Source organism: Chromobacterium vaccinii (assembly GCF_001855275.1).
GTDB lineage: Bacteria > Pseudomonadota > Gammaproteobacteria > Burkholderiales > Chromobacteriaceae > Chromobacterium > Chromobacterium vaccinii.
The window spans coordinates 1,991,561-2,012,401 of record NZ_CP017707.1; the positions used below are offsets into that span (position 1 = coordinate 1,991,561).

23 protein-coding genes are annotated in these 20,841 nt (G+C 65.2%); 8 read left to right on the forward strand and 15 right to left on the reverse strand.

Features of this window, described 5'->3' with window-relative positions; translation table 11 throughout:
• The first annotated feature begins 95 nt into the window (after positions 1-95).
• From nadA to rpoS, 5 genes are all read left to right on the forward strand, one after another.
• A complete protein-coding gene (gene nadA / locus BKX93_RS09240; protein WP_046155484.1) occupies positions 96-1,013 on the forward strand; it encodes a quinolinate synthase NadA in 918 nt (305 codons plus the stop codon).
• A 115-nt stretch (positions 1,014-1,128) separates the two neighbouring features.
• Positions 1,129-1,872 (forward strand): 5'/3'-nucleotidase SurE, encoded by a 744-nt coding sequence (gene surE / locus BKX93_RS09245; protein ID WP_046166408.1) that lies wholly within the window; start codon positions 1,129-1,131, stop codon positions 1,870-1,872.
• On the forward strand, positions 1,857-2,525 hold the full coding sequence (locus BKX93_RS09250; protein ID WP_046155486.1) for a protein-L-isoaspartate(D-aspartate) O-methyltransferase: 669 nt from the start codon (positions 1,857-1,859) through the stop codon (positions 2,523-2,525). The genes surE and BKX93_RS09250 overlap by 16 nt, the downstream gene beginning before the upstream one ends.
• A gap of 149 nt (positions 2,526-2,674) precedes the next feature.
• Positions 2,675-3,676 carry a peptidoglycan DD-metalloendopeptidase family protein gene (locus BKX93_RS09255; protein ID WP_186009514.1) on the forward strand — a complete coding sequence of 334 codons (1,002 nt, stop codon included), beginning with the start codon at positions 2,675-2,677 and terminating at the stop codon, positions 3,674-3,676.
• 53 nt (positions 3,677-3,729) lie between these two features.
• Complete coding sequence (gene rpoS, locus BKX93_RS09260) at positions 3,730-4,680, forward strand: RNA polymerase sigma factor RpoS (protein WP_021475108.1); 951 nt, start codon at positions 3,730-3,732, stop codon at positions 4,678-4,680.
• 44 nt (positions 4,681-4,724) lie between these two features.
• On the opposite strand, the gene BKX93_RS09265 is transcribed toward rpoS, so the two are convergent.
• From BKX93_RS09265 to BKX93_RS09275, 3 genes are read right to left on the reverse strand one after another with little or no spacing between them, the layout of a single operon-like run.
• Complete coding sequence (locus tag BKX93_RS09265) at positions 4,725-6,638, reverse strand: transglutaminase TgpA family protein (RefSeq protein WP_046166409.1); 1,914 nt, start codon at positions 6,636-6,638, stop codon at positions 4,725-4,727.
• Positions 6,635-7,579, reverse strand: coding sequence for a DUF58 domain-containing protein (locus BKX93_RS09270; RefSeq protein WP_070979593.1), 945 nt, complete (start codon positions 7,577-7,579; stop codon positions 6,635-6,637). Before BKX93_RS09270 ends, BKX93_RS09265 begins: the two co-directional genes overlap by 4 nt.
• The gene (locus BKX93_RS09275) at positions 7,563-8,468 is read right to left on the reverse strand and encodes an AAA family ATPase (protein ID WP_046166411.1); all 906 of its coding nucleotides are present in this window, start codon (positions 8,466-8,468) and stop codon (positions 7,563-7,565) included. Before BKX93_RS09275 ends, BKX93_RS09270 begins: the two co-directional genes overlap by 17 nt.
• Before the next feature lie 73 nt (positions 8,469-8,541).
• Here BKX93_RS09275 and BKX93_RS09280 point away from each other — a divergent pair, with 73 nt between their 5' ends.
• Together BKX93_RS09280 and lepB are read left to right on the forward strand one after the other, a co-directional pair.
• Positions 8,542-9,501, forward strand: a complete 960-nt coding sequence (locus BKX93_RS09280; protein ID WP_070979595.1) for a histone deacetylase family protein — start codon at positions 8,542-8,544, stop codon at positions 9,499-9,501.
• A gap of 117 nt (positions 9,502-9,618) precedes the next feature.
• On the forward strand, positions 9,619-10,287 hold the full coding sequence (gene lepB, locus BKX93_RS09285) for a signal peptidase I (RefSeq protein ID WP_070979596.1): 669 nt from the start codon (positions 9,619-9,621) through the stop codon (positions 10,285-10,287).
• A 64-nt stretch (positions 10,288-10,351) separates the two neighbouring features.
• Here the strand turns inward: lepB and plsY are convergent, their stop codons facing one another.
• Positions 10,352-10,972: a glycerol-3-phosphate 1-O-acyltransferase PlsY gene (gene plsY, locus BKX93_RS09290; protein ID WP_070979598.1), complete on the reverse strand. Its 621-nt coding sequence runs from the start codon at positions 10,970-10,972 to the stop codon at positions 10,352-10,354.
• 84 nt (positions 10,973-11,056) lie between these two features.
• On the opposite strand from plsY, the gene BKX93_RS09295 reads away from it, so the two are divergent.
• The gene (locus BKX93_RS09295) at positions 11,057-11,416 is read left to right on the forward strand and encodes a dihydroneopterin aldolase (protein WP_021475188.1); all 360 of its coding nucleotides are present in this window, start codon (positions 11,057-11,059) and stop codon (positions 11,414-11,416) included.
• Between the two features lie 9 nt (positions 11,417-11,425).
• Here the strand turns inward: BKX93_RS09295 and BKX93_RS09300 are convergent, their stop codons facing one another.
• From BKX93_RS09300 to deoA, 11 genes are all read right to left on the reverse strand, one after another.
• On the reverse strand, positions 11,426-11,713 hold the full coding sequence (locus tag BKX93_RS09300; protein WP_046166413.1) for a hypothetical protein: 288 nt from the start codon (positions 11,711-11,713) through the stop codon (positions 11,426-11,428).
• A gap of 123 nt (positions 11,714-11,836) precedes the next feature.
• Positions 11,837-12,226: a group II truncated hemoglobin gene (locus BKX93_RS09305; protein WP_186009515.1), complete on the reverse strand. Its 390-nt coding sequence runs from the start codon at positions 12,224-12,226 to the stop codon at positions 11,837-11,839.
• A gap of 63 nt (positions 12,227-12,289) precedes the next feature.
• Entirely contained in the window at positions 12,290-13,546 is a 1,257-nt protein-coding gene (locus BKX93_RS09310) for a D-amino acid dehydrogenase (RefSeq protein ID WP_070979600.1), read from the reverse strand.
• 104 nt (positions 13,547-13,650) lie between these two features.
• Positions 13,651-14,508, reverse strand: coding sequence for a CheR family methyltransferase (locus BKX93_RS09315; RefSeq protein WP_046155495.1), 858 nt, complete (start codon positions 14,506-14,508; stop codon positions 13,651-13,653).
• A gap of 67 nt (positions 14,509-14,575) precedes the next feature.
• A complete protein-coding gene (erpA, locus tag BKX93_RS09320) occupies positions 14,576-14,908 on the reverse strand; it encodes an iron-sulfur cluster insertion protein ErpA (RefSeq protein ID WP_369826569.1) in 333 nt (110 codons plus the stop codon).
• A gap of 121 nt (positions 14,909-15,029) precedes the next feature.
• Positions 15,030-16,058 (reverse strand): N-acetyl-gamma-glutamyl-phosphate reductase, encoded by a 1,029-nt coding sequence (gene argC, locus BKX93_RS09325; RefSeq protein ID WP_070979601.1) that lies wholly within the window; start codon positions 16,056-16,058, stop codon positions 15,030-15,032.
• Between the two features lie 133 nt (positions 16,059-16,191).
• The gene (gene rpsI / locus BKX93_RS09330) at positions 16,192-16,584 is read right to left on the reverse strand and encodes a 30S ribosomal protein S9 (RefSeq protein ID WP_021475776.1); all 393 of its coding nucleotides are present in this window, start codon (positions 16,582-16,584) and stop codon (positions 16,192-16,194) included.
• Between the two features lie 15 nt (positions 16,585-16,599).
• Positions 16,600-17,028 (reverse strand): 50S ribosomal protein L13, encoded by a 429-nt coding sequence (rplM, locus tag BKX93_RS09335; RefSeq protein ID WP_021475775.1) that lies wholly within the window; start codon positions 17,026-17,028, stop codon positions 16,600-16,602.
• Between the two features lie 378 nt (positions 17,029-17,406).
• Entirely contained in the window at positions 17,407-18,117 is a 711-nt protein-coding gene (gene deoD, locus BKX93_RS09340) for a purine-nucleoside phosphorylase (RefSeq protein WP_046155497.1), read from the reverse strand.
• A gap of 93 nt (positions 18,118-18,210) precedes the next feature.
• Positions 18,211-19,428 carry a phosphopentomutase gene (locus BKX93_RS09345; RefSeq protein ID WP_070979603.1) on the reverse strand — a complete coding sequence of 406 codons (1,218 nt, stop codon included), beginning with the start codon at positions 19,426-19,428 and terminating at the stop codon, positions 18,211-18,213.
• Between the two features lie 15 nt (positions 19,429-19,443).
• Complete coding sequence (deoA, locus tag BKX93_RS09350; protein WP_046155499.1) at positions 19,444-20,769, reverse strand: thymidine phosphorylase; 1,326 nt, start codon at positions 20,767-20,769, stop codon at positions 19,444-19,446.
• Positions 20,770-20,841: the final 72 nt, after the last annotated feature.

The window sequence follows — 20,841 nt, forward strand, 5'->3', positions numbered from 1 at the left end:
TTGCTAACCTTTACAGTTTCGCAACAAACGTTTATTGCGCCGCAGCATTCAACCGGCCGGGGCCCTTCTCCCGGTCTGGCAGGAGCCGAAACACCATGACGAAACGCGTCGTCACCCTCGCTCATTATTACACCCAGCCGGAAATCCAGCAGATGGCCGACAAGGTGGGAGACAGCCTGGAACTGTCCTTGTACGCCAAGGAGGCCCAGGCCGACATCATCGTGTTCGCCGGGGTGCGCTTCATGGCCGAGACCGCGAAGATCCTCAACCCCGAAGCCACGGTGATCCTGCCGGACGCAGGCTCCACCTGCTCGCTGGTGACCCAGACCGACGTCGCCGAACTGACCTTGTGGCGCAAGCGCTATCCTGACCACGTGCACGTGTCCTACATCAACTCCAGCGCCGAACACAAAGCGGTGTCGGACTGGATCGTCACCAGCCGCAACGTGGACGACATCATCGCCCACCTGTACGCCGAAGGTAAGCAGGTGATCTTCTCGCCTGACCGCAATATGGGCGGCTACCTGAACGACCAGTACGGCTACGACATGCCGCTGTGGTCGGCGGTGTGCGAAGTGCACGACAAGTTCAACGAGGCCGCGCTGAACGAGGCTTTCGAGGCCGTCCCCGGCGAGAAATACCTGATCGCCCACCCGGAAAGCCCGCTGCCGGTGCTGAAGAAAGCCGATTACGTCGGCTCCACCTCCGGCATGCTGAACTGGGTGAAGGCCTACCAGGGCGGCGCCAAGGCGGTGATCTTCGTCGCCACCGAGGACGGCATCCTGTACAACATGGGCCTGGCCCGTCCCGACCTAGACCTGCGCCAGGCGCCGATTTACGCCGGCTGCCAGTGCAACTCCTGTCCTTACATGAAGATGAACACCATCGAGGCGGTGAAGCGCGCGCAGCAGGGAGAAGGCCTGGCCATCGACTACCTGAGCCCGGAACAGATGGACGCCGCGCGCGTGCCCATCGAACGGATGCTGGAATTCAGCAAACGCTACTACGCCTGAACAGGCTAGACAAACCCGCCTTCCGCGGGTTTTTTTACGCTCCCCGCGCCCACGCCGCGCTATCCGCCGTCATGCTGGCGGCGCTACAATCGGGCGATAAACACGGAAAGACAGTATGAAGTTTCTGCTCAGCAACGACGACGGTTATTTCGCGCCTGGACTGGCCATGCTGGCCCAGACGCTGCAGCGCTACGGCGAAGTGGCGGTGGTGGCGCCTGAGCGCGACCGCAGCGGCGCCAGCAACTCGCTGACGCTGGACCGCCCGCTGACGGTGCGCAAGGCTGCCAACGGCTTCCATTACGTCAACGGCACCCCGACCGACTGCGTCCACCTAGCGGTCACCGGCTTCCTCGATTTCAAGCCGGACATGATCTTCACCGGCATCAACCACGGCCCGAACATGGGCGACGATACGCTGTATTCCGGCACCGTCGCCGCCGCCACCGAGGGCTTCATGCTGGGCATTCCCTCCATCGCCGTCTCGATGGCCGGCCACAGCGGCAAGCATTTCGCCAGCGCCGGCAAAGTGGTGGAGCAGTTGGTGGAGCGCTGCCAGGCAGATCCGTTCCAACAGCCGGTCCTGCTCAACGTCAACGTTCCCGACTTGCCGCCGGAGGAACTGGGTTCCATCCAGGTCACCCGCCTGGGCCGCCGCCATGCCGCCCAGCCGGTCATCAAATCACAGAATCCCCGCGGCGAGACGATATACTGGGTAGGACCGGTCGGCGCGGTGCAGGATGCCGGCGCCGGCACCGACTTCGGCTGCGTCGCGTCCAAACAGGTGTCCGTCACGCCGCTGATGCTGGATCTGACCGCCTACGGGCAACTGGACAGGATTTCCACATGGCTGCACCGCTGACCCCGAACGCCCAGGCCTACGGCATGCTGTCCGAGCGCACCCGCCGCCGCATGAGCGACCGCCTGCGCCAGCACGGCATCAGCGACGAGCGGGTGCTGTCGGCGATGCACGAGGTGCCGCGCCATCTGTTCGTCGACCAGGCGCTGGCCACCCGCGCCTACGACGACGTGTCGCTGCCCATCGGCCACGGCCAGACCATCTCCCAGCCGCTGACCGTGGCGCGGATGACCGAGCTGCTGATCCAGGGCCGGCAGCCCGGCAAGATACTGGAGGTCGGCACCGGCTGCGGCTACCAGACGGCGGTGCTGCTGAAGACCGGCGCCGAGGTCTATTCGATTGAACGACTGGGCGCGATTCTTGACCAAGCAAGACGCAATCTGCGCGCCGCCAAGCTGGTCCATGCCCGGCTGGTGCACGGAGACGGCAATGCCGGCCTGCCCGAAGCCGCGCCCTTCGACGGCATCATCATCACCGCGGCCGCGCGGGCGGTGCCGGCGCCGCTGGTGGACCAGCTGGCCGACGGCGGCCGCATGGTGCTGCCGCTGGGCGAGGCCGAGCAGCACCTGTGGCTGCTGGAAAAAACAGCTCAAGGCCTGCAAAAGACCCGGCTCGACCCGGTCAAGTTTGTTCCGCTGCTGAACGGACGCAGTTAAGACTGCAAAAACGCAACACTTGATCTGTCAGACAATCAATCAAAACACTTATTCAACATTTGAACAAAAAAAACATGCTAAAAATGCATTGCAGGTATGCGCATATATTAGTCGCCGCAATAGCGGCCGGTTTGGCCGGTTGCAGCAGCATGGTGCAACAGGCGGCTCCGGTGGAAAGCGCCGCGCCGGCGCGGGTCGCCCAGGCGGCTCCGGCCAAGGTTGAAACGCCGTCCGCCCCGCACGACGCCACCGTGGCCGCCCCCTATCGGGACCAGGGCAGTCTGAAAGTCCAGCCGGTGGCGGATGACGCGGCGGCTGAAAACGGCAACACTTACGTGGTGAAACCCGGCGACAACCTGTTCCGGATTTCCCTGAACCACGGGCTGAAGTACAAGGACGTGGCGGCATGGAACAATCTGCCCGACAACAGCATCAAGGTCGGCCAGGTGCTGCGCTTGTCTCCTCCGGGCGGAGGCGCGGCAAGCCCCGCGGCGGACAAGCCGTCAGCCGCGCCGATCGTGGCGGCGGGCGAGACGGCGAAGAATGCCGGCGGCTCCAGCGTCAAGGCTTATCCGAAGGCGTTGAAGCTGCCGTACAGCAGCGAAGCGGTGAAGAATCTGCCGGCCCAGAGCGAGGGACGCGCAGCCAACAACAACAACGCTCAAACATCCGCTCCCGCGGTTGCCACGCCGCCGGCGAAGAAGCCGGAAGCCAGCGCAGTCGTCGCGCAGGCCCCGGTACCGGCCAAGGAAGCCAGCGCACCCAGCGCCAAGCAGGAAGAAGACGCGGTGCCCTGGGCCTGGCCTACCGAAGGCAAGATGACCAAGGGATATTCGGACAGCAACAAGGGCATCGAGATTACTGGCCGGATGGGCCAGCCGGTGCTGGCGGCCGGCGACGGCAAAGTGGTGTACAGCGGCGCCGGACTGAGGGGTTACGGCAAGCTGATCATCATCAAACATAACAAGACCTTCCTGTCCGCATACGCGCACAACAGCCAGTTGCTGGTCAAGGAAGGACAGTCTGTCAAGAAAGGGCAGAAGATTGCCGAAATGGGCAATTCCGATGCCGACCAAGTCAAGCTGCATTTCGAGATCCGCCGCTTCGGCAAGCCGGTGGACCCGATGCAGTATCTTGAACACAAGTCCTGACCGGGCGTGGCCACCCACCCCCGTCGGGACAAGACAGCGACGGGGGTAGAGAGATGAGCAACGAAATAGACATCCTCGACGAGGATGACATTCTTGACGAAGACAATGGCGAAGAAAACGCAGCCGAAGCCGAGGCAGAGGAAAGCGCCGAAAGCCCAGCAGTCTTCGAGGACGTGGTAGCCGACGTCACCCAGATCTATCTGAACGACATCGGCAACAACGCGCTCTTGACGCCGCAGGAAGAACTGGCGCTGGCCAGGCGGGTGGTGGCCGGCGAGTTCGAAGCCCGGCAGAAGATGATCGAGCACAATCTTCGGCTGGTGGTGAACATCGCCAAGCACTACATCAACCGCGGGCTGGCCCTGCTCGACCTGATAGAGGAAGGCAATATCGGCCTGATGCACGCGCTGGAGAAGTTCGATCCCGAACGCGGCTTCCGCTTCTCCACCTATGCCACCTGGTGGATACGCCAGAGCATAGAGCGTGCGATCATGAACCAGTCCCGCACCATCCGCCTGCCGGTGCACGTGATCAAGGAGCTGAACGTCTACCTGCGCGCCTCGCGCCACCTGGAAAGCCAGATCGGCCGCGAACCCAGCGTGGAGGAGATCGCCCACTTGGTCGGCAAGCCGGTGGAGGACGTGCGCAAGGTGCTGAACCTCAACGAGCGCATGGCCTCGCTGGACGCGCCGCTGGACATCGATCCGATGCTGTCGATCGGCGAGTCCATTCCCGACGAGCAGCACGAGGAGCCTGAGCTGCAGCTGCACAACAGCCAGCTGGAGATGTTCGTCCACGACTGGCTGAGCCAGCTGAACGAGAAGCAGCGGCTGGTGATCGAGCGCCGCTACGGCCTCAACGGCTACGAGATCTGCACGCTGGAGGAGCTGGCCGCCTCGCTGAACCTGACCCGCGAACGCGTGCGCCAGATTCAGATCGAAGGCTTGGAGCAGCTGCGCCGCATCTTGCGCCGCAAAGGCATCTCCCGCGACTTCCTGCTCTGAAGTCCGCCAGACGCAGCCCCGGCCCGGCCTCCCGCCGGGCTTTGTCATTTCCAGCGCCGCGCCCGCCTCAGCCACCGTTTTTCGCGCGCGCCGTCGGCAACGGTTCGCCGATAACGCAGTTCGATATATTCATCGACCAACGCTTTCAGGCGATTGAAATCGTCGCGCGGCAGCCCGCGCGCCGCCTTCAGCCGCTCCAGCGGCCCCTGCGCGCGCGGCGCCGCGATGCCCCTCTTCTCCAGCCGCCTGCGCAATGCCTCCCAGCCTGCGGGCAGCGGCTCCGCCGCCGGCCTCCTCCGCCACCACAGGGCCAGCGGCATCATCGCCAGCGCCATCGCGGCCGCCAGCGCGCGCAACACGCTGGCGGCATCCACCCGTTCGCCCAGTCCCAGCCATCGGAACAGCCCCTGCTGGCGTTCCGCGTCATAGCCGACCACCCACTGCTGCCAGGCGAAGTTGGCCGCAAACCATTGCTGGCGGGCGCGCCTCAGCCACTGGGGCGGCAGTGCCGCCGCCATGCCGCTTTCCGTCCTCAGCGCGGGCAGCGCCTGCTCCGCGCCCAGCGCCAGCCGTCCCGGCGATACCGCGGCCGTCGGATCCACCCGCTGCCATGCGCCATCCAGCCAGACCTCCACCCAGGCGTGCGCGTCCGACGAGCGCAACTGCCAGAAACGGCCGACCGGGTTGTATTCTCCCCCCTGATAGCCAACCACCACCCGCGCAGGAAGCCCCGCCGCCCGGGCCAGAAAAGCGAACGAGGACGCGTAGTGCTCGCAGAAGCCCTGGCGGCTGGCGAACAGGAAATGATCCACCGCCTGCTCGCCCAGCAGCGGCGGCTGCAGGGTGTAGCGGAAGCCGCCGCGCCTCAGAAAGTCCAGCGCTGCGCGCAGGAATCCGCGGCCGTCCCCTCCCGCCGCTGCCAATTGGACGGCCAGCGCCCGGCTTTGTGAATTCCCAGGCGGCAAACGCAGATAGAAGGCCCGCCGGGGCGGACTCAACGCTGCCGGGCTGCGCGCGCCCAGCCGGCTTTCCTGCGCATAACCGAGCAGCTCGTCGCTGCGCGAGTCTTGGCGCAACAGCCCGCCGCCCTCCAGATGACTGCCCGGTCCGGCTCCGGACGCCAGCTCCAGCGCCGGCAAGCGCCCGCGGTCGGCCCGCAGCGTCAGGCGGTAGCGCAGAATGCGTCCCGCCGCCGGCTCATCCCGCTCATCCCGCTCGCCTCCCAATCCTTGCCAGCGGCGGCCGTCGAAATCGTCCAGCAGCGCCACCCGCCAGTACAATTGATCCTGCCGCGGCGCGGCGCCGTCGAACACTGCGGAAAACGCCGGCTCCCGGTTCAGGATCAGCCGGCTGATGCTGCCCGGCTCCATATCGTCGCCCAGGCCGCTGGAAGCGGTTTGCGGCGGAACGCTCAGACTCCACAACGGCTGCGGCAATCGCGGCATCGCCACGAACAGAGCCAGCATCAGCGGCAGCGACAACGCCAAGGCTTGCCAGGCGTGCCGCCAGCTGCCGCGCGGCAGCGCGCCGGCCAGCCTCGCGGCGGCCCAGGTCAGCAACAGCATGGCCAGCGCCAGCCAGGCCGCCATCAACGGCGACTGGTCGAACAGCAGCGGCGTCGCCGCCAGGAAAAAACCCAAGGCCGTCAGCACACGCCAATCGCGCAGCGTGCGGGTCTCGAAGGCTTTGAAAGCGATCAGCATGGTCAGCAAGGCGACGCCGCCCTCCCGCCCCACCAGCGTGCCCAGATTCATCCACAGCGCCGCGGCCGCCATCGGCAGCGCCGGCAGCAGCAGCCAGCGCGGCGGCAACGCCGGCCGCCAGCCGCGCCACAGCAGGGCCAGCGCGCTGCCTGCCGGCAGCCAGAACGGCAGATGCCAGGCCAGCGGCGACACGATCCACAGCAGGGCCAGCAGCACCGGCCAGCGGTTCGGCTCCTGCCCGGCCGCCGCCGTCACCGCGCGCTCCCGAACAGCGCCAGCGCGCCCAGCGCCAGCTCGCGCTGGCGCGGCTGCGGCCCGATCTCGCCATCCGGCAGGCACAGCCGGTAGCGCTGGCGGCGGCGCTCGCACTGCTCCACTCGCCAGGCCAGACGGGACAACCTCCGCTCGGGATCGGACTCGCCGGCGTAATCGTCCCAGCCCAGGCGCTGCAGCCCCGCGCCGGCCTCGGCGGAAAAACGCTTGCTGGCCAGCAGATCGCGCCGCGCCATCACCTTCCAGGCGATCTGCCTGGGCGTATCGCCGTAGCGATAGGCGTCCAGATGGGAAAAATCCTCATCCCCGACACCCTCGCCTCCCCCCTTGCCGGCTTCCGCCTCCCGGCGTCCCCTGGCCGCATCCGGCAGCGGGGCCGGATAAGCCAGCACCCGCGCGCGCAGCTTCAACACCGCCCACGCGCGCACCAGGCCAAACGGCGCGTCGCTTTCCACCACGCAGGCCGGCAAAAGCAGCCAGCCTCGCCTAGGCGAAAGCACCTCCAGCGTCAACCGGGCATCGCCCATGCCCTCCAGCTCGCACGCCTGCGGCTCGCCTCCCTCGGCGGCGACCCGCAAGCGCCTGGCGGCGGGTGTCCGGTTCTCCAGCAGCAGGGAAAACCGCGCGGCCTCGCCGGCGAATACGGCTGGGCCTCCGTCGGCGCTCAGCCTCAGCCCGGCCAACTGCCGGTAGGCCATCAGCACCGCCACCAGCAGCAAGCCCGCGATCCAGAACGCCAGCGCGTAAGCCAGGCTGACCTGGTAGTTGAGCGCGCCCAGCCAGACGGCCAGGGCCACCGCCATCAACAGCAGGCCGAAACGGGTGGGCAGCAGATAGATGCGACGCTGCGACAACTCGCAGCGGTCTTCCTGCGGCAGACGCGACCACCACCAGCGCCGCAGACGCTCACGGAATGGCGACATGGGCGAGCAGCTTGTCCAGTTCCGGCTCGACCGGCGCGCCGGACGCCGACTGCAAGCGATGAGCCGCCACCGGCGCGAAAATCGCCTTCACATCCTCCGGCAGCAGATGGTCCCGCCCCGCCAGCAGCGCCCAGCCGCGCGCGGCGGCGGCCAGCGCCTGCCCTGCGCGCGGACTCAGCCCGGTGGCGAACAGACCCGGCCTGCGCGTCGCCTCCAGCAGCGCCAGCAGGTAATCGGCCAGCGCCGGCGACACCGTGACCGCGGCGGCCTTCTGCTGCAGCGCCAGCAGCTCGCCTGGCGCCATCGTCGCCCGGAAACGCTCCAGCAGCGCGCGGCGGTCCTCGCCCATCAGCAGCGCGCGCTCGGCCTCGCGCGGCGGATAGCCGAGCGAGATCCGCATCAGGAAACGGTCCAGCTGGGACTCCGGCAAGGGAAAGGTGCCCATCTGCTCGCCGGGGTTCTGGGTGGCGATCACGAAGAACGGCGCCGGCAACGGGTGGGTGTCGCCGTCTATCGAGGCTTGGCGCTCTTCCATCGCCTCCAGCAGCGCCGACTGCACCTTGGGCGACGCGCGGTTGATCTCGTCAGCCAACAACACCTGGGTGAACACCGGCCCCTTGTGCAGCTCGAAGCGGCCGCTGTCGCGCTGGTAGATGCTGACGCCCAGGATATCGGCCGGCAGCAGGTCGCTGGTGAACTGCACCCGCCGGTATTCCAGCCCCAGCACGGCGGCCAGACCGTGCGCCAGCGTGGTCTTGCCCACGCCGGGCACGTCCTCGATCAGCAGATGGCCCCGCGCGATCAGGCAGGCGAAAGCCAGCCGGATCGCCTGCGGCTTGCCCAATATCAGCGTGTTCAGTTGCCGGTAGGCCTGGGAGAGTGATTGCATTTGACCCCGCTTGCGCGCAGTATTTATCAAATTCACATATCGCAATCCCATTGTAAGCACGCGGGGAGCATTCGTGTTCACTTGGCTGAAAAACCGCCTGCAGCGGAACGGGCTGACCGCCTACGTCACCCATCCCGACTGTCTGCAACACAATATGGGGGCGGGCCACCCGGAGTGCCCGGAACGCTTGACCGCCATCCGCGACCAGTTGATGGCCTCGCAGATCTTCGACTCTCTTCAGGAAGTGGAAGCGCCCGAAGTCGGCTACGAGCAGCTAGCCCGAGTGCATCCGCCGCGCTACGTCGAATATCTGGAAGCCTGCGCGCCCAGCGTGGGCACCTTCCGCATGGACCCGGACACCGCGATGTCGCCGGGCACGCTGCAGGCGGCCCGCCGCGCGGCCGGCGCGGTGGTGAAGGCGGTGGAGCTGGTGGCCGAAGACAAGGCGCCCAACGCCTTCTGCGCGATCCGCCCGCCCGGACATCACGCCGAAAGCGACAAGGCGATGGGTTTCTGCTTCTTCAACAACATCGCCGTCGGCGTCGCCCACGCGCTGGCCCACTACAAGTTCGAGCGGGTGGCGGTGGTGGATTTCGACGTCCACCACGGCAACGGCACCGAAGAAATCCTGCGAGACGATCCGCGGGTATTGATGGTGTCCATTTTCCAGCATCCGTTCTATCCGTACAGCGGCGACGAGCCGATGGGGCCGAACATGCACAATGTGCCGCTGAAGGCAGGCAGCGGCGGACGCGAATTCCGCGAAGCGGTGGAAAATGTCTGGCTGCCGCTGCTGCATGAATTCCAGCCGCAGATGCTGTTCATCTCGGCCGGCTTCGACGCCCACCGCGAGGACGACATGGGTTCGCTTGGATTGATCGAGTCCGACTATGAGTGGGTGACCCGCCACTTGGTGGGAATCGCCGACCAATACTGCGCCGGTCGCATCGTGTCGGTGCTGGAGGGCGGCTACGACCTGTCGGCGCTGGGCCGCAGCGTCGCCGCCCATATCCGCGTGCTGTCCGATGGCTGAACCTCCTGCCTCCGCCCGGTTCCAGCCAGGCTCCGGCGCGGAAGCGACCCGGTTTCGGCCTGCGCCGCCTCACGGTCCGGGACAGTATTTCAAACTTCGACATGACTGGAAAAAAGCATGAGCCGTTGGCTGCGCAATAACCGCGGATTCCTGGTTTTCCTTTTGGTTTTTGGCCTGTTCCGCACCGCCGTCGCGGACTGGAACCCCATTCCGACAGGCTCGATGCGCCCCACCGTCCTGGAAGGAGACGTGGTGCTGGTCAACCGGCTGGCCTACGACCTGAAGCTGCCGCTGACCCACGTCATCCTGCATCGCACCGGCGAGCCCCAGCGCGGCGACATCGTCACCTTCTCATCGCCCAAGGACGGCATGCGGCTGATCAAGCGCCTGGTCGGCCTGCCGGGCGACACGGTGGAAATGCGCGATGAGCGGCTGATCATCAATGGCCAAGCCGCGCGCTACCAGCCGCTGGAGCGGCTGACCGAGACCGTGGCGGACAATGTGGCGCTGCCCGCGCTTCGCCTGCGGGAAAGCGGCGCGCTGCCGCCGCACCGCGTGCAGTGGCTATCCGGCGTCAACGCCCGCAGCAATTTCGGCCCCATCGCCATTCCGGCCGGACAATACCTGATGCTAGGCGACAACCGGGACGACAGCGCCGACTCCCGCTACTTCGGCCTGGTGCCGCGCGAGCTGCTGATCGGCCGCGCCGTCGGCGTGATCGCCTCCGCCGACATCACCGCCAGCTGGATGCCGCGCTGGAGCCGTTTCGCCAGCAACTTTCATTGACAGAGACGCCGGACAAACAAAAAGCCGTCCAGAAGGACGGCTTTTTTCATTCCCGACGCGCGGCTCATCCGGCGTCGCCCTTATTGCCTATCTTGTCTTCCTTGCCGGTCATCAGCTTGATCAGGTTGGACTTGTGCCGATGAACCACCGCGATGGCGATGATGATGCAGGTGCCGAAATACACGCTCTGCGGCCCCAGAATGAAAAAGGCGTACACCGGCACCAATACGCAGGCGATGATGGCCGACAGCGAAGAAATCTTCACCACGAAGGCCATGAACAGCCAGGTGGCCAATGCGGCCAGCGCCAGCCAGGGGTTGATGCCGAACAGGATGCCCACCGCGGTGGCCACGCCCTTGCCGCCCTTGAAGCCGAAGAACACCGGCCACATATGGCCGAACAGCACGGCCAGCGCGCACAAGGCGATGCCCTGCTCGCCCAGGCCGTAGCGCGGCCCCAGCCAGGAGGCCAGCGCCACCGCCACCCAGCCCTTGACGCCGTCGCCCAGCAGCGTCAGCGCGGCGGCGAGCTTCTTGCCGGTGCGCAGCACATTGGTGGCACCGGGGTTGCCGGAGCCGTAGCTGCGCGGATCGGCCATGCCCATCGCCTTGCTGACGATCACGGCGAAAGACAGCGATCCGATCAAATAGGCCGCCAGAACAAAAGCGAATGCGGTCGTGGTCATGGTGGAGCGGTATCCGTTGCATTAGAATAGAGAGCTTCGGATTTTACGGTATCGGGCGCCAAAGCCCAACCACCTGACTGACAGATGGACATCATATTCCTGCGCGAAGTGCGCGCCGACACCGTGATCGGCGTGTACGACTGGGAGCGCACAGCCGCCCAGACCATTGAAATAGACCTGGAAATCGGCATTCCCAGCGACACGCCCTGCCACAGCGACGACATCGGCGACACCATACACTACGGCGTGGTGGTGGAGCGGCTGCGCCAGTCGCTGGAGGAGCAGCACTTCCTGCTGCTTGAGGCGCTGGCCGAGCACATCGCGAAGATGGTGCGCGAGGAGTTCGGCGCGCCGTGGGTGAGAGTGGCGGTCACCAAGCTGGGGATATTGCCCGGCGTGAAGCGCGTGGGCGTGCAGATCGAGCGCGGCCATCGGCCAAGCTGAGCCCGGTGCCTAATCGGTATTGAATTTCAGCCTCAGACCGACGTCTTTGTGATGCATGCGCACCGACAGGTGGGTGCGCTTGCCCATATCCAGCGCCGGCGTCAGCCTGAGGCTCTGGCTGCCCGGCTCGCGCTCCAGCCTCAAGGGGCCCAATTGCAAACCTTGCTCGGCCAATTCCGGCCGCTTCACCTCCGGGTCGCGCGGCGACGCGCACATCATCGCCTGCGGCAAACATCCCGCCAGGGCGGACTCTCCGCCCAATCCGATGACGAGCAGCAGCAGCAGACGGCGGCCCATGTCCAGACTCCAAGTATGGATACTTTAATCATGGACAAAGAGACACCGACTTCAAGCATCTCTTTCAACAGCTGCCAGCAATGCAGAAACAATCGCCCAAACGCCGCCCCCGACGCGTGCGGCTCAGCGATTGCGCATGAAATCCGCGGTGTTGTAGAACGCCTCCAGCAACTTGTCCTTCAGCCAATCCTCCGCCACCAGTTCGCTCACCGCCTTGCGCATGCAGAACATCCACTGGTCGCGCGCAGCTTCGTCCACCGCGAACGGCATGTGGCGCATGCGCAACCGAGGGTGGCCGAAGGCTTCCATATACAGCGAAGGGCCGCCTAGCCAGCCGGACAGAAACATGAACAGTTTCTGGCTCGAGCCGGCGAGATCGGCCGGATGCATGTCGCGCAGCGGCTTCACCGAAGGCTCGCTGTCCATGATGTCGTAGAACCGGTCGCACAGCCAGCGGACCACTCCCTCGCCGCCCAATAGCTGGTACGGCGTCATTTCCTGCACTTCGCTCATTCACGCTCCAAGCGCCGGCGCAAGACACGCCGGCCAAAACCATTCATCAATCGCTTCGCGGCCTCAGTGCCCGCAAAACGCGAAATCCAGCTGCGGCGTCCTGCCGCTGATGATCTCCGCCAGCGCCCTCCCCGACCCCGCGCCCTCGGTCCAGCCCAAGGTGCCGTGGCCGGTGTTCAGGAACAGCCTGCCGATTCCGCTCCTGCCTATCAAGGGCACGTTGCCCGGCGTCGCCGGCCGCAATCCGCTCCAGAAGCGCGCGGCCTCCCAGTCGCAGGCCGAGGGAAACAGCGTCCTGGCCCGCCGCAGCAAGGCCTCGCAGCGCAGCGGATCGAGGCTGGACGAATAACCAGACAGTTCAGCGGTGCCGGCGATGCGCAGTTCGTCGCCCAAGCGGCTGAACACCAGTTTGTGGGATTCGTCGGTCAGGCTGACCATGGGCGCGGCGATCAGGCTCTTCACCGGCGCGGTCGCCGAATAGCCCTTGGCCGGATAGACCGGCAGCCGCAACCCCAGCGGCGCGGCCAGCAACGGCGAGTGGCTGCCCAGCGCCAGCACGTAGGCGTCCGCCGTCACCCGCTGGTAGCCGCCGTCCGGTCCCGTCACCGATACCGCCGACACGCCGCCATCCGCCGTTTCCAGCGCGTTGATCCGGGTATTGTAATGGAACTCCACCCCCAGGCCCGCGGCGGCCTCGGCCAACCCGCGGGTGAACAGATGCACGTCGCCCGACTCGTCGTCCGGGCACCAGCTGGCGCCGGCCAAGCTAGGCAACGTCGGCTCCAGCGCCGGCTCCAGCGCCAGCGCCTGCATCGGGCTGAGCACCCGCTTGTCCACCCCCAGCGCCTGCAGCCGCTCGGCCGAGCGCCGGGCATGGCGCAGCTGGCAGGCGTCGTAATGCAGACTGAGAATTCCGCGCGACAGGCGGCGGTAGGAAATGCCGGTTTCCTCGCGCAGCTGGCGCATCGCGTCTCGGCTGTACAACCCCAGCGCCACCATTTGCCGCATATTGCGCTGATGGCGGCCAGGCAGGCACTCTGCCAGGAATCCGGCGATCCAGCGCCATTGCGACGGGTCCATTCTCGGCCGGAACAGCAACGGCGCGTCGTCGCGCCAAAGCCAGCGCAGCACCTGCCACGGCGCGCCCGGGTTCGCCCAAGGTTCGGACTGGCTGACCGACAACTGGCCGCCATTGGCGAAACTGGTCTCCCTCGCCGCGCCGCAGGCGCGCTCCAGCACCACCACCTCGTGTCCCATCCTGGCCAGGAACCAGGCGGTGGACACGCCCACCACGCCGGCCCCGAGAACCGCCACTCGCATACCGCCTCCCCGCGCAAAGACAACGGGCAAGACTCGCTTGCCCGTTAGAGACGAAATGGTAATGGCAATCGCGCGGCGCGGCGACTGTTTTGTCGGACAAATGCCTACTTTTTCGCGTGCTCGTACACGGTCTTGCCGCGCAGATGGAAGTAATCGGACGCGAAATAGAAGTTTTCCGAGTGGCCGACAAACAGCAATCCATCCGGCTTCAGCAGCGGCGCGAAGCGCTTGAGCACGGCGAACTGGGTGTCGCGGTCGAAGTAGATCATCACGTTGCGGCAGAAGATCGCGTCGTACTGCTTGCGCACGCTCCAGTTGCTTTCGACCAGGTTCAAGCGCTGGAAAGTGATCATATTGCGCAGCGCCTGCTTGGCCTGGTAGCTGCCGTCGGGCTGCTTGTCGAAATACTTGACCGCATGGCCGGCCGGCAGGCGGGCGATCTTCTCCGCCGGATAGATGCCCTTGCGCCCGGTCTCCAGCACGCTGGTGTCCAGATCGGTGGCGAGCACGGAAATATTGGGCCGCGTGGTGCCCGGAAAGGATTCAAGCGCCGTAATCGCCAGCGAGTAAGGCTCTTCGCCAGTGGACGCCGCCGCGCACCAGATCGCCAGTTCGCCGCTGGCCGCCGCCTTCTTCTTCAGATGCTCCGACAGAATGGGAAAGTGGTGCTCCTCGCGGAAGAAGAAGGTCAGATTGGTGGTCAGCGCGTTGACGAACTGCTCGAATTCGCGCTTGCCGCCAATCGATTCCAGGAAATCGACATAGGCGGCGAAGCCGGGCAGCTTGAGCTCGCGGATGCGCCGCACCAGCCGGCCGTAAACCATGTCCTTCTTGGACGGATTCAGGGAAATCCCCGCCTCCTTGTAGATCAGCTTGCGGATGCGCTCGAAGTCGGCATCCGTGAAAGAGAATTCACGATTGAATTCGATCTTGGGCAATACCACCGGCGGCAGCTTATTCATGTTCTGGATTCCACAGCAAAAAGGCCCGGGGCAAGGGCCCGGGCCTGGTTCTTACCTGCGTTCAGTATCACACCGAGAACGAAGAACCACAACCGCAAGTGGTGGTGGCGTTCGGATTGCGGATCACGAACTGCGAGCCTTCCAGACTTTCCTGGTAATCGATCTCGGCGCCGACCAGGTACTGGTAGCTCATCGGATCCACCAGGAAGGTCACGCCCTGGCGCTCGATCGCGGTATCGTCCTCGTTGGCGATTTCATCGAACGTGAAACCGTACTGGAAGCCGGAACAGCCGCCGCCGGTGACGAACACGCGCAGCTTCAGGTCGGGATTGCCCTCTTCAGCGATCAGATCCTGCACCTTGGCGCAGGCGCTTTCGGTGAAGTTGATCGGGCACGGCATTTCGGTAGCAGCTTCTGTCATGTGTAACCTCGCAATTCAATCGGGCCGGTCGCGGCCATTCACCCACTATTTTAGTCGGATATCAGGGCGAATGGCGAGCCTTCAAGCCCCTGCCCTGCGATCACGGCAACAGCGGCACCACATCGAGGCCATCCGTCTCCGGCAGGCCGAACATCAGGTTCATGTTCTGCACCGCTTGGCCTGCCGCGCCCTTGACCAGGTTGTCTATCACCGACAGCACCACCACGGTGTCGCCGCCTTGCGGCCTGTGCACCGCGATCCGGCACAGATTGGCGCCGCGCACCGAGCGCGTTTCGGGATGGCTGCCCGCCGGCAGCACATCGACGAAGGCTTCCCCGGCATAGCGGCTCTCGAACAACTGCTGCAGATCGGCATCCTTGGAAAGCCTAGCGTACAGCGTGGCATGGATGCCCCGTATCATCGGCGTCAGGTGCGGAACGAAAGTCAGCCCCACCGGCTTGCCGCTGGCGCGCGCCAAACCCTGGCGGATTTCCGGCAAGTGGCGGTGGCCGGCCACGCCGTAAGCCTTGAACGAGTCGCCGGCCTCGGCCAGCAGCGCGCCGATCTCGCCCTTGCGGCCGGCCCCGGACACGCCGGACTTGCAGTCGGCGATCAGGCTGGAAGCGTCGATCACGCCGGCTTCGATCAGCGGCAGATAACCCAGCTGCACCGCGGTCGGATAGCAGCCCGGGTTAGCTACCAGCCGCGCGCCGCGGATGGCCTCGCGGTTCACTTCCGGCAGGCCGTAGACGGCGTCGGCCACCAACTGCGGCGCGGCGTGCGGCATGCCGTACCACTTCTCCCACTCGAACACGTCCTTGATGCGGAAGTCCGCCGCCAGGTCCACCACCCGCACGCCGGCATCCAGCAGCGCGGCGGCCTCCTGCATCGCGATGCCGTTGGGCGTGGCGAAGAACACCACGTCGCAGTCCTGCAGCCTGGCCTCGTCCGGCGTGCTGAACGCCAAATCGATGCAGCCGCGCAAGCTGGGAAACATCTCGTCGACGCGGATGCCGGCATCCTTGCGCGAAGTCACCGCCGTCACGCGCGCCTGCGGATGCTTGGCCAGCAAACGCAACAACTCGACGCCGGTGTAACCGGTGCCCCCGACGATCCCAACCTTGATCATGTGGACTGCCCTTTATGTAAAAAAATGTCGCAAAAGCGACAGTTTAGGCAGTAGACGCTGTGGCGGCAAGTGCACAGCAAAAGAAAAAACCGCCGGGCCGAAGCCGGGCGGTTTTTCGAGCAGTAATCCCCGATTAACGCTTGGAGAACTGCTTGGCGCGGCGAGCTTTGCGCAGGCCGACCTTCTTACGTTCAACTTCGCGAGCGTCGCGGGTCACGTAGCCAGCTGCCGACAGAGCGGACTTCAGAGCAGCGTCGAAGTCGATCAGGGCGCGGGTGATGCCGTGGCGGATCGCGCCGGCTTGGCCGGTTTCGCCGCCGCCGACAACGTTCACCTTGATGTCGAAGGATTCGACGTTTTCGGTCAGAACCAGCGGCTGGCGGATAACCATGCGACCGGTTTCACGGGCGAAATACTCGTCAACAGGCTTGCCGTTAACGATGATCTGGCCGGAACCCTTCTGCATGAACACGCGAGCAACGGAGCTCTTGCGACGACCAGTGCCGTAGTAGTATTTACCGTTCATTGTTAAGCCTTAAAATCAGATTTCCAGCACTTTGGGCTGTTGGGCGACGTGCGGGTGCTCAGCGCCGGCGTATACCTTGAGCTTCTTGATCATGGCGTAGCCCAGCGGACCCTTCGGCAGCATGCCTTTCACGGCCTTTTCCAGAACGCGCTCCGGGAACTGGTTTTGCAGTTCGGTGAAGGTGCGTTCGTAGATGCCGCCCGGGTAACCAGAGTGACGGTAGTACTTCTTGTCTTGTGCCTTGGTACCGGTCACGCGCAGCTTGTCGACGTTCACTACGACGATGAAATCGCCAGTGTCAACGTGCGGGGTGAATTCCGGCTTGTGTTTGCCACGCAGACGGCGGGCGATTTCGGCAGCCAGGCGACCCAGCACCTTATCGGCGGCGTCGACCACGTACCATTCGCGCTTTACCTCATGCGCCTTGGCAGAAAAGGTCTTCATGGAACTCTTCCATCGTAATTCTTGAAAGTTACGGATTCTAGTGCAGTGGCCGGGTAGCTGTCAAACCCTTGTGACACAACAGATTTCCAGCAAGCAGGAAACGGTGGAATCCGGGCGAAAAACGGCGGCAAAAAAAAAGCGCAACGCTCAAGCGTGTTGCGCCAAGTTCCACCTAAAGAAGGAGGATGGAGGAGACAACACCAGGAACGCCACAGTGCGCAACGCCCTGATGCAATACCGATTATCGGTATCCCATCTGGATTAGGCAAGCATTTTTTGTGCACTGCACGATAAACGATGTGCGCGCATGCCACACTCCGTTCCGCAATGCGAAGACGGACGCCGTCCGGCGCCCGTTTATTCATGGCGATCAGTGGCTTACAGCTTGATCGCAGCGTCCAGCGCCACTTCCATCATGTCGCGGAAGGAGGTCTGGCGCTCCTCCGCGCTGGTGGCCTCGCCGGTCGGGATAATGTCGGACACGGTCAGAATGCCGACCGCGCGCGCGCCGTACTGAGCGGCCACGCTGTAGATGCCGGCCAGCTCCATCTCGATCACGTTGACCTGCATCTTGGACAGCACATGCAGCATGTTCGGCTGCACGCCGTAGAACAGGTCGGCGGAAAAAACGTTGCCGACGGTGACCCGCTTGCCCTGCTCGGCCGCGGTGTCCACCACGGTGCGCAGCAGCGTGTAATCGGCGATGGCCGCGTAGTCGTGGTCGTTGAAGCGCATGCGGTTGACCTTGCTGTCTGTGGACGCGCCCATGGCGACGAACAGCTCGCGCAGCTTGATGTCAGGCGTCACCGCGCCGCAGGAGCCGATGCGGATGATGTTCTTGACGCCGTAGTCCTTGATCAGCTCGGTGGTGTAGATGCTGGCGGACGGAATGCCCATGCCATGGGCCATCACCGACAGGCGCTTGCCCTTGTAGGTGCCGGTGTAGCCAAACACATTGCGCACATTGGTCACCTGCTCAGCGCCTTCCAGGAAGGTCTCGGCGATCATCTGGGCGCGCAGCGGATCGCCCGGCATCAGTACGGTTTCGGCGAAGGCGCCGTCTTTGGCGTTGATATGCGGGGTTGCCATTCAAGGTCTCCTCTAGATGACTCTGTTCCCGCCCGATTCGCTCGGACGGGGAAAAAGACGCCGGGCCGCGCGCGGCGGCCCGGTCTGGCGGCATCAGTCCAGGAAGGACGTGCCGTAGTCCATATTGGGCAGGCCCAGGTGGCTGGCGACGCTCTGGCCGATGTCGGCGAAAGTCGCGCGCTCGCCTATCGGACCGGCCTTCACCTTCTTGCCGTAGCACAGTACCGGGATGTGCTCGCGGGTGTGGTCTGTGCCGGGCCAAGTGGGGTCGCAGCCGTGGTCGGCGGACAGGATCAGAATATCGTCCTCGCCCATCGAGGCCATCACCTCGGGCAGGCGCGCGTCGAACTCTTCCAGCGCCGCGGCGTAGCCGGCGGTATTGCGGCGATGGCCGTAGCTGGAGTCGAAATCGACGAAGTTGGCCATGATGATGGCCGGCTTGTCCTGATGCTGGTCCATCGCCGTCAGGGTGGCGTCCCACAACTGGTCAAAGCCGGTGGCCTTGTGCTTGTGGGTGATGCCGACGTGGGCGTAGATGTCGGCGATCTTGCCGATCGACACCACGTCGCCGCCGGCATCGGCCAGCTTCTTCAACACCGTGGCCGCCGGCGGCTCCACCGCCAGGTCCTTGCGGTTGCCGGTGCGGGCGAACTTGCCCTTGCCTTCGCCGACGAAGGGCCGGGCTATCACGCGGCCGATATTGTAAGGCTCCAACAGCTCGCGCGTGATCTTGCACAGTTCGTACAAGCGCTCGAGGCCATAGGTTTCTTCGTGGCAGGCGATCTGGAACACCGAGTCGGCCGAGGTGTAGAAGATCGGCTTGCCGCTCTTCATGTGCTCCTCGCCCAGGCGGTCCAGTATCTCGGTGCCGGAAGCGTGGCAATTGCCCAGGTAGCCCGGCAGGCCTGCCTTCTCGACGATGGCGTCCAGCAGCGCCTGCGGAAAACTGTTGTCGTGGTCGGAGAAATAGCCCCAATCGAACAGCACCGGCACGCCGGCGATCTCCCAGTGGCCGGACGGAGTGTCCTTGCCGCTGGAGATTTCGCGGGCGTAGCCGTAGGCGGCCACCGGATCGGCCGGGTCCATGCCTTCCGGGAAATAGCCGGACGACAGCCGGCAGGCGTGGCCCAGGCCCACCTTGGACAGGTTGGGCAGCTTAAGCGGGCCGCTGCGGCCGACGTTGGCGCGGCCGGCGGCCGCCTCCATCGCGATGTGGCCCAGCGTGTTGCTGCCGGCGTCGCCGAACGCCGGCGCGTCGGCCGCCGCGCCGATGCCCAGCGAGTCCAAGATCAAGATGATTGCGCGTTTCATGATGCCTCCCCGGCCTTATTCGCCGCGGATGATCTGGTAAACCAGCGGCAGCTCGGACGGCGCGGCTTCGTCAACGCGGATGGCGGCCTTGACGCGGCGCGCCGCGTCTTCGAAGCTCGCCTCGTCGGCGGCGTGGATCATCATCAGCGGTGTGTCTTTGCCGATATTCTGGCCCAGTTCGACGAACTGCGACAGTCCTACGCGGAAATCCAGCACGTCGGTGGCCAAGCGGCGTCCGCCGCCCAGCGCGCACACCGCCATGCCGATGCCGCGGGTGTCCATCGCGCCGACATAGCCGGCGCGGTCGGCGTACACCGGGCGCACGATGGGGGCCGGCGCCAGATGGCGGTCGTAGTTTTCCATGAAATCGGCCGGACCGCCCAGCGCGGTCACCATGCGGCCGAAAATCTCGGCGGCGCGGCCGGAATCCAGCGCGGCCTGCAGCTTGGCGCGGGCGTCGGCCTCGTCGGCGGCCAGCTTGCCGCCGATCAGCATCTGCGCGCACAGCGCCATCGTCACTTCGTGCAGGCGCGGGTTGCGCTCGTCGCCTTTCAGGTAACGCACCGCCTCGCGGGTTTCGATGCTGTTGCCGGCGGTGGAGGCCAGCGGCTGGCTCATTTCGGTGATCAGCGCGGTGGTGGCCACGCCGGCGCCGTTGCCCACCTTGACGATGCGCTCGGCCAGTTCGATGGACTTCTGCATGGTCGGCATGAAGGCGCCGCTGCCGGCCTTCACGTCCATCACCAGCACGTCGAGCCCCGCCGCCAGCTTCTTGGACAGGATGGACGCGGTGATCAGCGCGATCGACTCAACCGTGGCGGTGACGTCGCGGGTGGCGTAGAAACGGCGGTCGGCCGGAGCCAGGTCCGAGGTCTGGCCGATGATGGCCACGCCGACGTCCTTCACCACCTTGCGGAACAGCTCCGGCTCGGGGAACGGGTTATAGCCGGGCACCGCGGACAGCTTGTCCAGCGTGCCGCCGGTGTGGCCCAGGCCGCGGCCGGAAATCATCGGCACGAAGCCGCCGCAGGCGGCGACCATCGGCCCGAGCATCAGCGACACCACGTCGCCGACGCCGCCGGTGGAGTGCTTGTCTACGATGGGGCCCGGCAGGTTCAGGTCTTTCCAGTGCATGCGCCGGCCGGAATCGCGCATCGCCAGCGCCAGGTGGACGTTCTCGTCCAGCTCCATGCCGTTGAAGTAGATGGCCATCGCCAAGGCGGCGATCTGGCTGTCGGCGACGCTGTTGTCGGTGATGCCGGCGACGAATTGCTGGATATCCTGCTGCGACAGCGTCAGGTTGTCGCGTTTCTTGCGGATGATTTCCTGCGGCAAAAACATGGCATTCTCCTGCCTGAAACCCATTGCGCTGCAGAATGAGACGGCAATGGGCGGTGCGGCCGGGAAATCGCC